Origin of the sequence: Salipaludibacillus daqingensis (assembly GCF_029891575.1) — a bacterium.
GTDB lineage: Bacteria > Bacillota > Bacilli > Bacillales > Salisediminibacteriaceae > Salipaludibacillus > Salipaludibacillus daqingensis.
On the sequence record NZ_JARZHF010000009.1, the window covers coordinates 179,650 to 198,559 of the forward strand.

At 37.5% G+C, this 18,910-nt stretch carries 18 protein-coding genes; 6 read left to right on the plus strand and 12 right to left on the minus strand.

The features are described from left to right. Window positions 1-6: 6 nt before the first annotated feature. Complete coding sequence (locus tag QDN89_RS17475; RefSeq protein ID WP_280771450.1) at window positions 7-1,746, minus strand: ABC transporter ATP-binding protein; 1,740 nt, start codon at window positions 1,744-1,746, stop codon at window positions 7-9. Window positions 1,747-1,937: 191 nt separating this feature from the next. Here QDN89_RS17475 and QDN89_RS17480 point away from each other — a divergent pair, with 191 nt between their 5' ends. Beyond that, window positions 1,938-2,141: a YgaP family membrane protein gene (locus tag QDN89_RS17480; RefSeq protein ID WP_280771451.1), complete on the plus strand. Its 204-nt coding sequence runs from the start codon at window positions 1,938-1,940 to the stop codon at window positions 2,139-2,141. A gap of 307 nt (window positions 2,142-2,448) precedes the next feature. Then, complete coding sequence (locus QDN89_RS17485) at window positions 2,449-3,447, plus strand: L,D-transpeptidase family protein (RefSeq protein ID WP_280771452.1); 999 nt, start codon at window positions 2,449-2,451, stop codon at window positions 3,445-3,447. A gap of 256 nt (window positions 3,448-3,703) precedes the next feature. Here QDN89_RS17485 and QDN89_RS17490 read toward each other — a convergent pair whose 3' ends face one another. Together QDN89_RS17490 and QDN89_RS17495 are read right to left on the minus strand one after the other, a co-directional pair. Beyond that, window positions 3,704-5,098 (minus strand): sensor histidine kinase, encoded by a 1,395-nt coding sequence (locus QDN89_RS17490; protein ID WP_280771453.1) that lies wholly within the window; start codon window positions 5,096-5,098, stop codon window positions 3,704-3,706. Next, window positions 5,079-5,789, minus strand: a complete 711-nt coding sequence (locus QDN89_RS17495) for a response regulator (protein WP_280771454.1) — start codon at window positions 5,787-5,789, stop codon at window positions 5,079-5,081. The genes QDN89_RS17490 and QDN89_RS17495 overlap by 20 nt, the downstream gene beginning before the upstream one ends. Before the next feature lie 169 nt (window positions 5,790-5,958). Here QDN89_RS17495 and QDN89_RS17500 point away from each other — a divergent pair, with 169 nt between their 5' ends. Together QDN89_RS17500 and QDN89_RS17505 are read left to right on the plus strand one after the other, a co-directional pair. Then, window positions 5,959-6,306, plus strand: a complete 348-nt coding sequence (locus QDN89_RS17500; RefSeq protein ID WP_280771455.1) for a hypothetical protein — start codon at window positions 5,959-5,961, stop codon at window positions 6,304-6,306. A 129-nt stretch (window positions 6,307-6,435) separates the two neighbouring features. After that, window positions 6,436-6,666: an SHOCT domain-containing protein gene (locus QDN89_RS17505; RefSeq protein WP_280771456.1), complete on the plus strand. Its 231-nt coding sequence runs from the start codon at window positions 6,436-6,438 to the stop codon at window positions 6,664-6,666. Between the two features lie 69 nt (window positions 6,667-6,735). Here the strand turns inward: QDN89_RS17505 and QDN89_RS17510 are convergent, their stop codons facing one another. Beyond that, window positions 6,736-7,116: an AbrB/MazE/SpoVT family DNA-binding domain-containing protein gene (locus QDN89_RS17510; RefSeq protein ID WP_280771457.1), complete on the minus strand. Its 381-nt coding sequence runs from the start codon at window positions 7,114-7,116 to the stop codon at window positions 6,736-6,738. A gap of 299 nt (window positions 7,117-7,415) precedes the next feature. On the opposite strand from QDN89_RS17510, the gene QDN89_RS17515 reads away from it, so the two are divergent. Beyond that, entirely contained in the window at window positions 7,416-7,979 is a 564-nt protein-coding gene (locus QDN89_RS17515) for a hypothetical protein (RefSeq protein WP_280771458.1), read from the plus strand. A gap of 77 nt (window positions 7,980-8,056) precedes the next feature. On the opposite strand, the gene QDN89_RS17520 is transcribed toward QDN89_RS17515, so the two are convergent. From QDN89_RS17520 to lgt, 6 genes are all read right to left on the minus strand, one after another. Then, the gene (locus QDN89_RS17520) at window positions 8,057-10,525 is read right to left on the minus strand and encodes a heavy metal translocating P-type ATPase (RefSeq protein ID WP_280771459.1); all 2,469 of its coding nucleotides are present in this window, start codon (window positions 10,523-10,525) and stop codon (window positions 8,057-8,059) included. A 123-nt stretch (window positions 10,526-10,648) separates the two neighbouring features. After that, window positions 10,649-10,831 carry a CUE domain-containing protein gene (locus QDN89_RS17525; RefSeq protein WP_280771460.1) on the minus strand — a complete coding sequence of 61 codons (183 nt, stop codon included), beginning with the start codon at window positions 10,829-10,831 and terminating at the stop codon, window positions 10,649-10,651. Window positions 10,832-10,949: 118 nt separating this feature from the next. Beyond that, window positions 10,950-12,395, minus strand: a complete 1,446-nt coding sequence (locus tag QDN89_RS17530) for a sensor histidine kinase (RefSeq protein WP_280771461.1) — start codon at window positions 12,393-12,395, stop codon at window positions 10,950-10,952. Beyond that, complete coding sequence (locus tag QDN89_RS17535) at window positions 12,373-13,083, minus strand: response regulator transcription factor (RefSeq protein ID WP_280771462.1); 711 nt, start codon at window positions 13,081-13,083, stop codon at window positions 12,373-12,375. Before QDN89_RS17535 ends, QDN89_RS17530 begins: the two co-directional genes overlap by 23 nt. Window positions 13,084-13,187: 104 nt before the next feature. After that, window positions 13,188-14,507: a cell wall-binding repeat-containing protein gene (locus QDN89_RS17540; RefSeq protein ID WP_280771463.1), complete on the minus strand. Its 1,320-nt coding sequence runs from the start codon at window positions 14,505-14,507 to the stop codon at window positions 13,188-13,190. Window positions 14,508-14,638: 131 nt separating this feature from the next. Further along, window positions 14,639-15,472, minus strand: coding sequence for a prolipoprotein diacylglyceryl transferase (gene lgt, locus QDN89_RS17545; RefSeq protein WP_280771464.1), 834 nt, complete (start codon window positions 15,470-15,472; stop codon window positions 14,639-14,641). Window positions 15,473-15,699: 227 nt separating this feature from the next. Here lgt and QDN89_RS17550 point away from each other — a divergent pair, with 227 nt between their 5' ends. Continuing rightward, entirely contained in the window at window positions 15,700-16,659 is a 960-nt protein-coding gene (locus tag QDN89_RS17550; RefSeq protein WP_280771465.1) for a C40 family peptidase, read from the plus strand. Between the two features lie 462 nt (window positions 16,660-17,121). Here QDN89_RS17550 and QDN89_RS17555 read toward each other — a convergent pair whose 3' ends face one another. Together QDN89_RS17555 and resA are read right to left on the minus strand one after the other, a co-directional pair. Then, the gene (locus QDN89_RS17555; RefSeq protein ID WP_280771466.1) at window positions 17,122-18,027 is read right to left on the minus strand and encodes a F510_1955 family glycosylhydrolase; all 906 of its coding nucleotides are present in this window, start codon (window positions 18,025-18,027) and stop codon (window positions 17,122-17,124) included. A 26-nt stretch (window positions 18,028-18,053) separates the two neighbouring features. Then, the gene (gene resA, locus QDN89_RS17560; RefSeq protein ID WP_280771467.1) at window positions 18,054-18,584 is read right to left on the minus strand and encodes a thiol-disulfide oxidoreductase ResA; all 531 of its coding nucleotides are present in this window, start codon (window positions 18,582-18,584) and stop codon (window positions 18,054-18,056) included. Between the last annotated feature and the right edge of the window lie 326 nt (window positions 18,585-18,910).

Genomic DNA, 18,910 nt, shown 5'->3' on the forward strand with positions numbered 1-18,910 from the left:
AAACCGTTACTTGAATTGCTGTTTAGCAAATTTCCTATACAACTCATGTGACGAGATTAATTCCTCATGAGTTCCTACCCCTGTGACCGTTCCTTTTTCAATAAAAATAATCTTGTCTGCATCAACAATGGTTGATAAACGATGGGCAATCACAAATGTTGTTCTTCCTTCCATTAATCGGAACAAGGCTCGTTGCACAATGCCTTCTGATTCGCTATCCAAACTGGCCGTTGCTTCGTCCATCATAAGAATCTTCGGGTCCCTTAAGAACGCTCTCGCAATTGCTATTCGTTGTCGTTGCCCACCAGATAACTTCACGCCACGCTCTCCTATTTCCGTATCTAAACCAGAAGAATAGCTTCGAATAAACTGATCAGCATACGACATTTCTGCCACTTCCCATAGCCGTTTATCCGTTATGTTTTCTGCGTTTTCCATCCCATAACATAAGTTCTCACGAATCGTCCCCGCCATCATCGCACTTTCTTGCGGTACATAACCAATTTGCCTTCTCCAAGACTGGATAGACAACTTGTTGATAGGCGTATTCCCAATTCTTATATCTCCTGTAGTAGGTTCGTAAAAACGTTCAAGTAACGCAAACATCGTTGTTTTTCCTCCACCACTCGGACCAGCTAGAGCAATCATTTCTCCAGGCTGAGCTTTGAAGGAAACATTCTTTAATATTGGCTCATCTTCACTATACGAAAAGGACAGATCCGACACTACAATTGCCTCATTTGAAATATCTTTCTCTTCTCCGTCTTGCCCTTCTTCTGAAGGGACGTTTAAAATCCCAATGATCCTCTCCGTAGCTCCTTTTGCTTTTTGTAGTTGGGTAAAAAACGTCGCAAAGGATGTGATCGGCATAATGATCTGAAACAAATAGAGTAGAAAAGCAACAAGCGCCCCCATCGTCATTGTTTCATTTGATACCCTTATTCCTCCATATCCGATAATCATGACAATAACCAGCATGACAACGAGGTACATTAATGGAGAGATAAGTGCAAAAATCTTAGCTTCTTTCATTCCATATTTCCGTAGCGTTTCAATTCCTTCTAACCCTTTAATCTGTTCATTTCTTTCTGCATTTGACGCTTTCATTAAGCGAATTTCACTTAAGGTCTGCTGGATTTCACCTGTAAACAGAGCGGTTTCATCTTGCAAACCACGCGAGATTCTAGCCATTTTCCGTCCTAGTGGAATCATGATTGCTAATGTCACTGGAACGGAAACAAACATTAAAATTGTCATTTTCCAGTCCATAATAAGAAGGATAGTCACAGCTCCAAGAATAGAAATAATTCCCGTAACAAATTGAGGGAAACGGTCTGATATAAGGCTTCTAACAACACTCGTATCGTTAACAACACGACTCACGGTTTCCCCACTGGACCGGTCATCAAAGTATCGAACTGGAAGTCGAATTAATTTTTCCCACATAAGATTTCTCAGTCCTGCGACAATTTTTTGACCAACATAACTTAATAAATAGATCGATATTCCATTAACAATCGCTTGCACAATAAAAGCAATCAAGATAACGACAATAATCGTTACACTAAACATGTCTACAGAAAACCCATCGACTAACTCTCTTGTCAAAAGTGGAACGACCAATCCTGCAAGCGTCGTCACTAAACTGGCTATTAGTCCACCAAAGAGTGGCCATTTCGGAATTTTTGCTTTTAGAATGAGAGAAATAAATGGTTTTAGGCTTGTATTTTGTTTGTTTTCATCCATGAATCATAGCTCCTGTTCGCTCAAAAATATCTTCTTTTCTATTATATAGTAAATGAAGCTTAATGAGAGCTTTGCCAAGGGATTCATTTAATATGAAATTTCACAAAATATTCGGTTTATACCTCAACGGGTTAGGGTAGTAAAATGATGTATGTATTAATACTAAATTTTTCTAGTTTAGGGGGAATTTTATGAAATCAAACGTAGGTTCATCAGACAAAGTTGTTCGCATCGTTTTGGGTATTGTTTTATTATCTCTTCTTTTTTTAGTTGATGGTGCTCTCAAATGGTTTGGACTTATAGGCATTGTCCTCATTCTCACAGCACTCGTTAACTTTTGTCCGCTTTACAGATTGTTCGGCATCAACACATGTAAAATTCAAAGTCGAACGTAAAACAAAACGAACCAAAAAGATCTCTGTAACACGCTTATGTGTTACAGTAGATCAATCTATTTAGAAGAATTCAGCCCTTTTCCCCGTCTCCATCATTAGAATCTTTCAAATGAAACAAATCTTATGATCTTCCATGATGAAAACGATTGTTCGCTTGTCGAGCCCCTCCAACTAATCCTTTTGTCCGCCCTTCGATCATTTTTACTATCTCATTTTATTTTCATAGCAAAAACCTATTAGAAAACCCAGTCATTTATAAAGAAAAATTCGATTACTAATTTATGAATTATGATGGGAGGAATGTGCCATGAAAAAGTTTCTCGCCCCCATAATCATTCTTTTATTATTATTCACTTTACAAATTCCCACAGCATCAGCTGCTAGTGAACAATTAATCATTATTAACAAATCAAACAATGAACTTGCTTTTTACGATAATAGTAAATTAATAAAAAAGTTTGATGTTGCTACGGGAAAAAGTTCCACGTTGACACCAGAAGGGAAATTTAAAATTGTTAATAAAATTGTCAATAGACCATACTACAAGGAAAACATTCCTGGCGGAGACCCTAGAAATCCTTTAGGGAACCGTTGGTTAGGCTTAAATGCAAAAGGAACAAATGGGAACACATACGCTATACATGGTAATAACAACCCTAGTTCTATCGGACAATATGTAAGTGCAGGCTGTATAAGAATGCATAACAATCAAATTCTATGGTTATTTAACAGAGTAAAAGTTAATACAACAGTTATTATTACTAGCTCAAATCAGTCTTTTAATCAGATAGCGAAGGCAAATGGTTACAAGCTAAGTGGAGAAAATGTATCTACTGCGCCTAAATTCACTTCTATTTATAGACTAGGAAGTAAAGGTGACGGAGTTAAAAGTATGCAGAAAGAACTTACATCTCTCGGATACAACCCAAAAGGAGTTGACGGTATTTTCGGTCCTGCTACTAGATCGGCTGTTATGACATTCCAACGTGATCATAAGCTAAAAGTAGATGGCATTGCAGGTCCTCAAACGTTAAAAAGTATCTCTAATAAACAAAATAACATAAAGCAAAATTCATCTAAAACTTCCACTTCTCCCAAAGTAACGACACTTAAAATAGGTAGTCGAGGCAGCGCCGTCACGACCCTTCAACAAAAACTCAATAAAGCAGGTTATAACACAAAAGGAGTCGATGGTATTTTCGGTCCTGCTACTAGATCGGCCGTTATCAAATTTCAACGTCACCACAAATTACAAACAGATGGAATCGCAGGTCCAAAAACACATCAAGCATTAAATAAAAAGTAACCAAAGAACGCTTTCCTTAATATGAAGGAAAGCGTTCTTTTTCATTGTTGAAAGTAAATATAGCTAAAAACGAGACAGTGGAAGCGTGGGAAGAATGAATCGGTCTAACCGGCTAGATTGGAGCGATTCAACCAAGGAAAGAAGAATGTATCCGTCTAACCGGCCAACTTGGAATTCCAAGTTGCTTCTTTTTATTCTTAACTTCGAATGTATCAGTCTTAAGCGAAAGTACTCCTTCCTCAAAACACTTAGGCGTTTATGTGGGGTTAGGAAATGAAACAGTAAACGCTGTTCCTATGTTTGGCTTGCTCTCTATCTGAATTTTTCCAGCATGGGCCTCTACTAAAGCTTTCACAATTGCTAAACCAATCCCTAAACCACCTCGTTCAGGATTACGAGATTTCTCTCCACGATAAAAACGGTCAAACGCATGGTTAATTTCTTCTTCCGACATTCCTTTCCCTTCATCTAAAACGGTAAAGTGTGTAAACTGGTTATCCTGAGTCACACTAATTTCAACTTTATTTCCTGGCATAGTGAACTTCCATGCATTATTAAGTAAATTAGTCATGACTTGAATAAATCGATCATGGTCCGCCTCGAATGTAAAAGATTCTTCTAAAGGAACAATGAGTGAGATGTCTTTTTCTTGAAAAGAAGGTTCAAATCTTTCCTTAATGGAAGATAATACTTTCATCGAATCTAACCTTTTTATATCTAATTTTTTACGCGGATTTTCCGCAGCATGCAGTTGTTCCATTTCATTTACAAGTCTCACGAGACGCATCAGCTCATCATAACTTTGTTCCAATCTTTCAGGAGTTGGTTCTAAAACACCGTCTTGAAAGGCTTCTAGTTGACTTCTCAACGTAGACAGAGGGGTTCTCAACTCGTGAGCCAAATCACTCGTAAATTGCTTTCGAAGTTGTTCTCCTTTTTGCAGAGACTCCGACAAGTCATTCACTCCTTCTGATAACTCTTTCAGTTCTTGTATATGGTGATTTGTCGATAACACTTGATGGCGATGACTTTTCAACCTTTGAACTGCTCCACCAATTTCTTTGATACCTTTTGTTAACTGCTTAGAAAAAACAAAGCTAAACAAGATAGCCAAACTTGTCATGATAATAATGGCAATAATGACATAACGAGTGAAATCAGCAAGAAATTGATTTTCTGTTCCAGCAAACGAAGGTGGGAATTGAACGTTCATTGTTCCTACAAATGTGTCATCAACATAAAGCTCATATGTTTCTGAACTCATATGATTTCCGCCCATCATGTTTCCCATCATACCCATCATCCCATTGCCTTTCCCACTTCCTCCTCGTCGTTCATCCATATGATTGTCTGTTTGTGCACTATTGATTAGAAGCTCATCATCTGTAGAATATAATTGAAAAACGACATTTTCTTGCATCGTCACTCGATGAAGGATCGATTCTGATTGCGAAGTAAACGATCCATGTTGTCTATAGTCTTCTTCCACTTGTTCTAACGTCTGTATAATTTGTTCTTCCCTTCGATTTTCTACATAGCTACTAAAGGATTCTTGAAAACCAAAAAAAGCAGCAACGCCTACAAATAAAATGCCCCCTAGTGACAAGACGAGAGAAAAAAAGAGAAGTCGGCTATAAAGAGTTCGAAACATCGCGTTTTCCTCCAAATTTGTAGCCCATTCCAAACACCGTTACAATAAACTCCGGATGACGAGTGTCTTTTTCAATTTTTTTGCGTAAATTCTTTACATGAACATCAACACTTCGTTCATACCCTTCATAAAATCGATCTTCCTGAATTTTCTCTAGTAAGTCTGCTCGGCTAAACACTCGTCCAGGTTCTTTCGACATGGCTATCAACGTATGAAATTCAATGGGAGTTAACGTGATTTCCTCATCGTGGAGTGTGACTTGCTTTTTCTTATTGTCGATCACTAATATTCCTTTGTTAAATGATTGGATACTTTTTTTGCTCAACAGACCCGTTCTTCTTAATATCGCTTCCATCCTGACAATAACCTCTTTTGGACTGAAAGGTTTCGTAACATAATCATCCGCACCTAGCATCATTCCCTGAATACGCTCTTCTTCCGTCGATTTAGCACTTAATATTAAGATAGGTACTTCTGATTTTTGACGAATGCGCGTACATATCTCTTCCCCAGTTAAATCGGGTAACATCAAATCTAATATGAGAAAGTCAGGCTGTTTTTCCCAAAATAAGTCCAATCCTTCTTTGCCGTTTTTAGAAGAAGATACTTCATACCCTTCCTTTTCTAAATAGGCGGTAAGAACATCGATCATCATCGGTTCATCTTCCATTACCATGACGTGAATAGACATAGGCTACACCTCTTCAATTATCTCGGTCTCTTTTAAAAAAATTATATCATATGGTAATGATTTCAAAGGGATACATCCAAAAAACACATAACTTCTTCATAACTTCTTTATCCTGATCTCACAAGTTCAATTTATACTGAAGGTAGATCAAAACAAGGAGGAGATTATAATGAAAAAGGGCTTTATCGTAGGAATTGTCGTTCTTTTATTAACTGCAATAGGAGGAACAGTTCTAGCATCTGAGAGCAATGGTGATTGGAATTTCGAAGACCGTCTTTCATTTATGCAAGACAGACATCCAGATTTAACAGATGAAGAGCTAGAAAAAAGATTTAATGAATGTACGATCAGACATGAAGAAGGAGAATTCGGTCCTGGAATGATGAGAGGCGGAATGATGGGTCAAGGGAAAGGCATGGGTATGGGACAAGGGAATGGTCCTGGAAATGGCTTTGGTCCAAATAATGGTCAAGGGAACGGGTTTGGCCCTGGTTCCGACCAAGAAAATGATAAGTAAATGAACTTATTTTGATTTGAGTTTTAGAACAGACCTTCGTAAAAAAGTGTTTTCTCGCCTTAGAGAGAGCACTTTATTTCATTATTTTTCTTTCAATACAATATATTTTTTTAATAAGGAGAGGTTAACATGATGTCAGGAAACTGGATAAACAGTGGATTTTTCGGATATGGTTTCTTTAGTATTTTCATTATTATAGCAATATTTTTTATTATCCTTTGGTTAGTTAAACCAAATCAATCTTCATCAGTTTCTTATTCCAGTAATGGAGCACTCGATACGTTGAAAATGCGCCTTGCAAAAGGAGAAATGACAGAAGAAGAATACGACCGATTAAGACGAAAAATAGAGCAATCATAGTAATAAAAATAACTTCTAAATTTACTGTCTCGATTACTCTTCATTTTAAGTAAGAAACTCCCTCACCTTTTAAAGATCGTCGGGGGAGTTTCCCACTTCTTCTCTCCTTTCATAAGCTAAATGATTTTTCTTTAATATTACCCCATTAAATTCATTATCCACAAAAATAGATAAGCGGTCGCCTTCTTTTAATTTCACAAGATTTTTTATTTCTGATGGAATTCGAACCGCGCCATTTTGAGTAATAAGCATCCGATTTTCGACCGTTTGAGTATCTGATCGATAAATCGTAATGTCATTTGACTTCTCATCAAATCTAACAAACACTTCATCTCTAGGAAAAAAAGATACTAGTTTCCTTATCCCGGCTGGTACTAATATCGTTTGATCCTTTTTAAACTTACAGACGCGCTTTGTATCATATATTGACCTTTTTATAACTCCATTCACATTTTCTCACCTCTATGTTTTCACTATCGCTTCATTGTAATCTTATTATTTGAAGAAAGTTTGAAGTTTGTATGTGAAATTTCCCTAAATCAATAAGTAAATGAACACCAAAATTTTGGTGTTCATTTACTTATTATCTTTCTGTACCTTTCATATTTATAAAAAATGGGACATACCTTTAATCAATAGAGTTAAAAAGGGAGGGCAAGATGCTGGAACACTTCTCTACTTAATTTTGAAGGTAAATCAAATCACTTTTTATTTCAGTTATGGTTTAAAATCGATCAGGAGGTATAATCATGCTTAGTATTATCATTTTTTTCAGCTTAACAATAATCATTCTATATCGTTTACTGACAATGATCAAAAACAAAACGGATGCCATGGAAGGCATGGTTCTCACCATGTCACTCAGCATGGCTCTCGGTTTAATCGTTGGCATCATTGTCGCCCTTCCACTAGAAGGTCACTTACTCTTATCTACTCTTGTAAGTGTTGCAATTGCCTCATTAATTGGCCTCCTGATCGGTCTTCTTTTCAGCTACCATGCTAGTTTCGAAGGTGTGTTTAGTGGATTAATGTCCGCAATGATGGCTGTCATGATTGTTGAGATGATACCTATGGAGCATCGGTATATTTTCCTTTTTGCTAGTAGTATGTTTTTCATTTTGACTACCGTCTTTTGTTTCATGTTTCTCCTTTTTAGGAAAAATCAAAAAAACAACATGTCGATTGTATATTTTGGCGCGATCATATGGGTTATTTTCGCTTTTTTTATCCTTCTAACGAACACTCCTACATCATTTGAACAGATTGAGGATGAACATGAGTACCATACCTTTTCGATCGAGCGTTTTCGTTAATTGGATCTACTCTGAAGAAAAAAAGAAAGAGAAGGGATAAACTTCCCACTCTCTTCTTTCCGAAACAATTTCATTGATTAACTTTGCGGAATAGATTTAAACTTTTTTAACCTAAGTGTATTTAGTACAACCGAAACGGAACTAAACGCCATAGCGGCACCCGCTAACGCTGGATTAAGAAATATACCGATGAAAGGATATAAAACACCCGCTGCCACTGGGATGAGTACGATATTATATCCGAAAGCCCAACCAAGGTTTTGCCAGATCATCCGCATGGTTGCTTTTGATAACCTTAAAGCTGTGACGACACTCATGACATCACCTCTCATCAATGTGACGTTTGCTGTTTCTACCGCCACATCTGTTCCTGTTCCAATGGCAATACCTACATCTGCTTGCGCCAAAGCTGGTGCATCGTTAATCCCGTCTCCTACCATGGCAACGATCTTTCCATTTTGTTGCAGAGATTTCACTTCTGCTGCCTTATTTTCTGGGAGAACTTCGGCAATATAATCATCTATGCCCGCTTCCTTTGCAATTGCTCTCGCTGTTCTCTCATGATCACCTGTAATCATCACAACTTCCATGTTCATCTTTTTCAATGCTTGAATAGCTCGCACTGTATCTTTTTTCAACGTATCAGCGACTGCAATAACACCAGCAAACTCCCCATTAACGGCAACATACATTGGTGTTTTCCCTTGATCAGCTAATTCCGTTGCTTGACCTTCTATTTTCTTATCGAGTGAAATATTATTTTCTTGCATCAAGAGGAGATTCCCAATAAATACATCGAAATGATCTAGCTTGGCCGTTAACCCTCTTCCTGTAATAGAGTTGAAATTATCCACATCCCTGATGTCTACATTTCTATCTTTCGCATGGTGAACAATCGCTTCACCTAAAGGATGTTCGGATGCTTTTTCAACGGAGGCGACGATCGATAGAAACTCTTCTTCGGTAAATGTTGATTCTGTTAGGATGTCTGTTACTTCCGGTTTCCCTTCTGTGATCGTCCCTGTTTTATCTAGAACGACCGTCGTTACTTTATTTGCTCTTTCTAAACTCGTTGCATCCTTAATTAAAATTCCATTTTCCGCGCCTTTTTCCGTCCCAACCATAATAGCTGTAGGTGTAGCTAACCCTAACGCACAAGGGCACGCAATGATTAACACTGCGATGAAGGATGTTAGTCCGACAATAAATGCTGGTTCAGGTCCAATCATCCACCACAGTCCAAAACTGAATGTTGCTAATACAACCACTGCTGGCACAAAGTAAGCAGCAACGACATCAACGACTCGTTGGATCGGTGCTTTCGATCCTTGTGCTTCATTCACCATTCGAATGATTTGCGCCAAGGCAGTGTCCTTGCCTATTTTGGTTGCTTTGATAACAAAACTACCAGTTTTATTAATCGTCGCACCAATTACTTCATCTCCTTTTTCCTTTTCAACCGGTATAGACTCTCCCGTTAACATCGATTCATCGACCGAAGAATTTCCTTTTATAACGATTCCATCGACTGCGATTTTTTCCCCTGGTCTTACGAGAATTTCATCATCTATGATAACTTCTTCAATGGGAATTTCCGTTTCTTCTCCTTCTCTAATAACAATAGCTGTTTTCGCTTGCAAGCCCATTAACTTTTTGATAGCCATGGACGTTTGTCCTTTCGCCTTCGCCTCTAAATAACGTCCGAGAATGATCAACGTCGTAATAACTGTTGTCACGTCATAATAAAGTTGGTAAGGAAACCCCATCCCTGTTAATGTTTCTGGAAACAGTGTCATCGCTCCACTATAAAGCCAGGCAGAGGTCGTTCCCATCGCTACAAGAACGTTCATATCTGCGGATTTATTTCTCAACACTTTATAACTGCTTGTGTAAAATCTCATCCCTGGACCTAATTGGACAAAACTTGTTAATATTAGTAGCACATATGGGCTCGACATAAATTCTGGAACCCAAGCACCCCACTCTGGCATCATATGAGGAATACTTCCGATAAGCACAAACGTTGTAAGTAATGCACCTAACGTGAAATCCCTCTTTAGTTTTGAAATTTCTTTCTTTTGATGGTCTTCTTGATCTTCTGAATTCTCTTGTTCTAACACACTGGCATCATACCCAATTTTCTTTACTGCTGCTGTGATAAGAGAAGGATCAAAATTTTTATTATTCACCTTCACTTGTGCCTGATGAGAAGCTAAATTAACACTTACCTCTTCCACACCATCGATTTTACCAATCTTTTTTTCTACACGATTAACACAAGATGCACATGTCATCCCTTGCACGGAAAACAACCAACTTTGTTCGTCATTCTCATTTATTCGATTCGCTTCATAACCAGTTTTCTCAATCGCATTAATAACTTGCTCATCGGAAAGGCGTTCAGGGTCTAATGTGACTTGTGATTCATTAGTAGCTAGGTTCACACTAACATCTTCTACACCATCGATTTTTAACAGAGATTTCTCTACTCGGTTGACACAAGACGCACATGTCATCCCTTTCACTAAGAAACGTTTTGTTACCATTAGTCATCCTCCTCTTTCTAAACTTCCCTACTTCTATATTTTCTATATTACCATACCTAGGTAGGGTATACAACAATTAGAAATAAAAAGTTCTTGTTTCAAACACAAGAACTTTGTCATTTCTTAGTCATTCCCGTGGCAAGTGTTATACATTGCTTTCAAATCATCTTCAGACGAGTCAGGGTGCATTTGTTGCATGAAAGGAAGCATTTCTTGAAAATCACCATTGTAATTGCTTGCCCAAACTGATGATCCTATTCCAAAAACCAACCCTAAAGAAAGTATTCCAGCCAGTAATTTTTTCATTTTCAATTCATCCCCTTTCGTATGTTTCAGCCTCACCTTAAACAATACGAAATAAAAATGAAGAAACAATGAAGTTAGATGCTTTCTTTCCATGCAATTGTAACCGTTCATAAAATCGTCACTTCATAAGCGGGATGTAAAGATAAAATGTCGTCCCTACTCCTTTTTCACTCTCTACTTTCACATGCCCCTTATGGGCTAATATAATTTCCTTAACAATTGCCAATCCCAATCCTGTCCCACTTTCGTCACGGGAACGAGACGGATCTGTTTTATAAAAACGCTCCCATATGAAATCAATTTTGTCTGCCTCCATTCCTTCGCCCGTATCAGAAATTTCAAAAACGAGCATTTTCTCTTTTTTATAACAAGATAGATTTATTTGTCCTTGAACTCCTGTATATCGAATCGCATTTTCCAACAAATTTATCAGTGCTTGTTCCATTCGGAAGGAGTCAAGCAAAATAGTATCATTTTTAATCGATGGATCAATCGTTAACGATGCTGTAATCTCCTTTTGATCAAACATGATTGCTCTACTCTGAAAAAGAGGATGGAGCCATTCCGTCAAATCAACGGTATCATAATGAAGGTGAATTTTTCCTTCTTCTAGTTTTGTTAAAAGAAATAAATCACTCACCAGATTTTCCATTCTTCTTGCTTCATCATAAATAACTTGTAAATTCCGCTTCCATCCCTCATGATCAACCTTTTCGGAGTCTTTCATCAACGCTGAGTAACCCTTAATATACGTGATGGGGGTACGCAAATCATGAGAAATGTGAGATATAAACTGTCTTCTCGTATCCCGGTATTCTTTTAATTGTCTTGTCATTTGTTGAATATTCAAACCTAACTGTCCGACCTCATCTTTGCCTTTCGTATCGATGTCGATATCGAAATCACCTTTAGCAATATCTTCCGTCCGTTTACTCATTTCATTTAATGGATTAGATACTCTCTTCGTCAAATACAAAATGAACGCATATCCGATAATAAACGTCAGTGCACCCATCACTAAAAGAAGTAACAAAAGATTCATTCTCGCACTATTTAAGTCCCCAGTATCTTGGTCAATGAACACATACCCTATCGTTTCCCCTGTCTCACTTTCAATTTCTGTTGTGCCCCAAACATGAGGGATGTGAAATGCCATCGATGTATCCACTTGTTCCGTAAAAGATATTCGGTGATGAGTAGCTACTTCATCCCGATTTTCCTCTATAAATACACGATATTCACCAACTAATTCTGATTCTACATTTTCTGACTCAAAAATGAGATCCAAGTTTTCATCAGTAATGATTAAGTAACTATCTTTCCCAGTCTCTAACATATTCAAGTAATTTAATACTTCTTCATTTTGCTCCGACTTTAATAAACTTGCATGAGCAGACAGACGTTCTTCCACCTCTGATATTAAATGATCCTGATAAAAATTCGTCGTAATCCAATGGGCGCCACTTATAATAAAAATAATTAATAAAAGTAATGATACCATCACCCACGTCGTAATTCTCATCGCTAAACTTTGTTGTAAACTAGTGATTATTCGACGAATCATACGTATCCACCTTATATCCAATGCCCCAAACGGTTTCGATAACCGTTCCTTCGTATCCCTCTATTTTCAACTTTTCTCGAATGTTTTTAATATGAGTATCTACGGTTCTTAAATCTCCGTCATATGGCATTTGCCACTCTAAGTTCAATAGTTGTTCTCGGCTATAGACTCTACCTGGATTCGTTGCTAATCGATGAAAAATAGAATATTCTTTTTTCGTCAATGGTAGAGGAACTCCCCCATAAATAATTTGATATTTATTTGGATAAAAATCCAATCCTTTCAGATGAAAAGATTGATCGGCTGTTTTTTGTAACTGAGATCTCCTTAATACAGATTCAATCCTAGCCGTAAGTTCTCTCGGTTCAAATGGTTTCACGATATAATCGTCTGCCCCTAACTGCAATCCTTGGACGACCCGTTCCGTATCTCCTAATGCAGACAGTAGAATGACTGGTGTTTTCCGATCTAATTCTTGACGTAACATTTTCAATAATTCAAAGCCGTCAATTTCAGGCATCATAATATCCAATATCACAATCGAAATGTTATGATTGTTAATTGCTTCTATTGCTTCTATTCCATTTGTCGCTTCAGAAACGTGATAATTCTTCTCTGATAAACAAAGCTTTAATAACGTCCTCATCTCTTGCTCATCATCAACAATGAGAATTCGTTTTTCCTTCATCGTCATTCACCCTCTCGTTCATTCTATTGTATCTTATTTTGGAATTTCATATCATATAAACAAGGAGGGACTCAACATATGTTTGAGCCCCTCCGTTAGATCTTTTAATGATCACCGTGTTCGCCAGCAATTTCTAATTTCTCATCAAGAATACCTTGAATTGAAAATGGAACATGGTCCACTCCTGCCAACAAATATGAATGATTGTATGGTCCTCCCATAGGGTTGTCATCAAAAGTAGGGCGAATGTCCGCTAAATATTCATACAAACTTTCTGTTACTTCCCCATCTTCTAACCAAACAAGCGGGGCATGTTTCCCTAAGTGACCTAATGCCGATCCTGTTATTGCCATATCTGGTGTTTCAGTTGAGATGAAACTCAGACCGTGTCCTGGCTCATCTTGTCCCCATCCTACTGTGGTATCAGGATCTTGATATTTAGCAAATTCAATAGACATTTCCGTTGGTGTTTCTCCACTTATTCGTTCCACTTCTCCATACTCACTCAAAGAATCGATCGTATCAGATTCGATCATCTCTTCAGAACCTAATACATAAATTTTTGCATTGCCTTCTCTTTTCTCCAGAGCTTCGACCGTTGATTCCGGCACTCCTGAGTTATCTACATATAGAAGTGACTCATTCATATGAGCGATCCAGTTACTAGCGATCAACGAATAATGTTTCGCCTCTTCTTCCGATGATGCAACGATAACAGACTCTGGAACATCACCAATCATATCAGAAAAATAGTCATCGATATCAGCAGCAAATCCAGCTGCGTCATTGCCATCAAACTCTTCCAAATTAAAATCGTTCAGGTGAGATAACGTCTCCTCACTTGCATCTCCAATAACCATTAATTCTACGCCATCTTCATTTCCAATTGGATTCAATCTCTCTATTTCTGTCAACACCTCATCTGATATCTCTCCATCCTCCATAAATAAGACTGGTCCATCGTTTGGATGATGAATGAGCGTTGTACTAACAAGAGATTTTTGCCAATCTTCAAGAGGTGCCAATATGATCGTACCTGGCTGATTTTCCTCATGTGTTGCTGGCCACACTAATTGCGAAGTATAGATAGACATATCCACCGCTGAGTTTGCATCCAACCTTGTGACGTTTTTTGTTTGGTTATGCATCAGTGACTCTTCTGCATTAGGATTCATATTCTCTGGTTCAGAAGCAAATTCATCGTGTTGTCCGTCACTATGACCATGATCAGCCATATGATCATTCCCATCGTTTTCATTCTCATTTTCATGGTTATTCATGTTCCCATCGTCTGAATGAACTTCATTATTGTTCTCTTGATTATTCATGTTGTTATTTGCCAAATTGTTCTCCTCATCATCTGCACAAGCTGAAATGATGAAGGCCGTTGATAAAATTGTTAATGAACTTATTAATTTTCTCATGTTGTGTCTTCCTCCTAATGTAAATTTGTAATTCTTTCTCGAAACTTTTGTATCTTTGTTCCATTAAATCTTTCATTTCTATGGACTACTTTTAAATATACGTTGCTTTTTTGAAGAAAGTTTGAAGTTTTCTATCCTTGAACATTGAAATATAAAAGAAGTGAAAGAATTAAAAGTATTGCAACCGTCACAGCTACTTTCCATTTTTCCCTGTTGCTACTAATAGGAACAGGAAATTCTCCTTTATGTTGACCTTTCTTTTTTACAATGAAATAAACAGCAATCGCCATTCCTATAAGGCTCATCACATGGCTTACACTCAAACCTCCTATCACTTGAGGATTTACTCTGGAGAATTCTACAATCCCTCTTATGAGCATAAAGCCAAACAGGTAATGTAAAAATACCTCTCCTGTGTAGCGAGGTGCTTGTAACTTTAACCATAAATACCCAAATAAGATGTAATTTAATGTGAATTCATAGGCTTGAGCTGGATGGACCATTTCTCCATTGTTTTCAATTTTTATTGGCCACCAATCAGGTGCAGCAAAACCAAACACATCACACCCAATCCTACTAATTCCTTGAGCAAGTATTAAAGATGGCGCAACCAAATCTAATGTATTCCATACGGATAACTTCTTTTTCTTTAAATAGATATATCCTGTTAGTAACCCTCCTATAATACCTCCGTGTATGGAAAGACCACCTTGGTTAATGAATAGTATTTCTAATGGACGTTCCAAATAGTAACCAGGATTGTAAACAAATACAAAAATAACCCTCGCTCCTAAAATTCCTCCTAGTAAAGAATAAAAAACGCCATCTAATAGAAGATCTTTTTCGACATTTGCTTTTTTTGCTTCGTGTACTAATAATCCGACGCCTATCAACGCCCCGACGGCAATCATTACTCCAAAAAAATGAATAGATATGGGACCTAAATGAAATAGTGGTTCGATCATCAGGTAAACAATCCCTTCCTTCTTATATTTTCTTAATGAGATAAAGATAAACTGCTGAATTGAAGAAAGTTTGAATTTGTTCAAAAAATAAAAATACTATATTACATTAGAAATCTGTTTGTAATCAAATTGATATCAACTTAATCGAAAGGTAACCTCATTTTCACAGAACCTTCATAAACAATCAGTACATTAAGAGAGAACTATTAAATAGAGGAGTGGGAGAAATGAAGAAATTAGTCATTAGTGCAACGTTGGCAGGTGCTGTATTTATAAGTCCTATGGTGGGGGAAGCAGCATTAGGAGATCAACTACTAAAAAAAGGGATGAAGCATGAAGATGTCAGGGAACTTCAATTGGAATTGAGAGAGACTGTCAGTATGGAATCACAAATAGACGGTATTTTTGGCCCTTTAACCAAACAATCAGTCAAGGAATTTCAAAGCAAAAAGGGAATCACTGTAGATGGCATTGTTGGACCTGAGACTTTCTCTGCTTTTAATATACATAACAGTGACAGTTCTACTACTGTTGCTTCAAGTAGCAATGATTTAAACGCGTCTTCCGTTTTAAGAGAAGGATCGCGAGGAGCAGATGTAAAATCTCTCCAATCTGCTTTAAAAGATCTTGGAATGTATACATCAACCCTTGATGGTATTTACGGTCCTTTGACCGCTAGAGCTGTGAGAAACTTCCAGCAAGATGCAAATATACAAGTGGATGGCATTGCAGGGCCACAAACATTTAACTCGTTAAATGGAGAGGAAACATCGGGTGCTACAACAGCTTCTTCTAATAACAGTAGTACAAGCCAATCAGCATCAGCAAATGTTGATCAATTAGTCCAAGATGCGAAAGACTTATTAGGTTCGTCCTATGTATGGGGTGGAACAACTCCTGCCGGCTTCGATAGCAGTGGTTTCATCGTGTATGTGTTTAATCAAAACGGGATTAACCTATCAAGAACTCATCGGGAATATTATTATGAGGGAGAATCCGTCTCGAACCTTCAAAGAGGAGATGTTGTCTTCTTCCAAACCTATTTAGACGCACCTTCACATGCTGGAATCTACCTAGGTAATAATGAATTTATCCATAATAGCTCATCTCAAGGAGTCATCATTACAAGCATGGATAACTCTTATTGGAGTCCAAAATACATTGGTGCAAAACGTTACACAAAGTAACCTAATTAAGTATAAGAGGCAATTTCGAAAGTCATTTGACATTCAGAAAAACGAGTCAGGATATATCATCCTGACTCGTTTTTCTATGCAGTGGTTGTGTCGATCTTCTAAAGAGATGTGAATCAAATAGGTATAGACAGGAATATAGTCTAAAGTATCGTTTTAATGGGCGGCAGGGTATTATTTATACGTTTTGCTTCCTTTCACCGTCGACACTCTCTCGTTTCGGGCGCTATACGCTTCCTTTACTTTCCTTCGACAACAGACTCCTCTTCCTTCAGGGACTATCTCATGATTATGCATCCCCCACCGGGAGGAACCATGAACCTAAATTATGTAACATAAAAATATCACACATCTAAGAAGTGTGATAGAGCCAAATTTTATACTTTCTTATCTTTTAAAATAAGCGAATCTTAAAATTATACTTTTAAGATTCGCTCTTATCATAGCTAAATGGTATCAATTATCAACAGGGTCTCCGTTTTCAACGAGAGGGCTCCAAGAAGTGCCTTGATCTTCTGACAAGTAAATCGAATCAGAAGCTGTTCCCACAGCAATCATATTTTCATCGGTTGGACTGACAGCTATAGAAAGAACTGGATCCTCAGAAGGGAGCACTCCGAATGATTCCCACGTTTCGCCCATATCTTCACTTATCATTAATCCTTCTACCTCTCCGACACCGTGAGCGATTAAGTGACCATCAGCATTATCGTCCACACTCGTCATTGTTAAATTTGAATTAATCTGAGTAAAACTTTCGCCTCCGTCTTCTGATCGATAAACACCATCTCGCATGCCTGTAACAACAACGTCGCCATCAGAAGGGTCTGAAATAATCGAATATAACTCGAATTCGTTGAGATTAATTCCCTCTAAAGTTGCAGTTTCCCAGCTCTCACCACCATTTTGTGACCTTTTGACTTGCTGCCCGTAAGCATCAAAACCGTATATCACATTAGGATTTGCCTCATTCACCTCAATCAAATGAAAATCAACTTCTCCATATAACATCCCTGTGTGCCAAGATTCCCCTCTATCTTCACTGATCATTAAACCAAGAGGATCTTCTAAATCGGACTCTGGATCAGGGTGACCGCTGCTCACAAACGTATTATCGGATGTAATAGTAAATCCCATAAAATCATGCCGCTCCTGTTGCTCACCTTGCCATGACATCCCATTATCTGTATCAATTTCAATAAGCCCATGATGGGTCCCCACAAATAAATAATCTGATTGTTCCCGATCAAAAGCTAGATCATGAATGTGAACAATCGACTCCACTTTTTCCGCTTCATCCGAACTTGTCGTGCATCCAGTAATCAATATAAACAAACTCATGCCTATTATCAACGTCTTCAATCTTCTCTCTCCTCTAATAGAACCTGTTAATCTCCATTGGGTACGATCGATTCTAAGGCTTCTAATACTTGAGATTTCGTTTTGCCTCCAATTTGGCGCTCTAAGACCATGCCTTCATCATCAATGAGTAACGTATGTGGGATGGCACTTACTCCGTAAGCATTTCCTACAGCCATTCCTCGATCAATTGGATTTGGATAAGGTACTTGATGACGCTCAAGAAATCTTTGCACTTGAATCGATGATTCATCAACATTAACCGCTATAATTTCAACATCTTTATCCTTATACTCGTCATAATGGTCCTTTAAATATTCCATCTTATCTATACAATACGTACAATAAGTTGCCCAAAATGTTAAGTAGACACCTTTCCCTTTATAATCCTCTAAGTGAATTTCCTCCCCATCCACATCTTTAAGAATAAAGTCTACCGCCTGATCTCCTGCATCCACCAATCCTCTTTCCTCTGAAAAATGTGTGTAAAATGTATAACCAATTGCCGCTACCATCGATAATAAAATGATGGAACGAATCAGTAATCTATTTTTTTTCATCTAAATCTCCTCCAATAAAAGCAATCATTTCAAATTCTATCATAGATTATAATTATATCCTTTTACAACATAATGAGCTTGTTTAATAATACCGAGAAAATATGAAAATTGTGTGAAGACGTATCGTTATTAATGGAATATTTGGAATCGATACTAATATACCCTACTCTATCCCAATCCTTATTGATTTAATGTTACACAACCTTATGATACATTTTTAAGGAAAGGAATGAGGTAATGGAGTATGTTATTCCTATAATAGATTTAGAGAAAATCGACTCAATGAAAAAAATATTAAAAAAGAAGTCTACTCGAGATTTTTTATT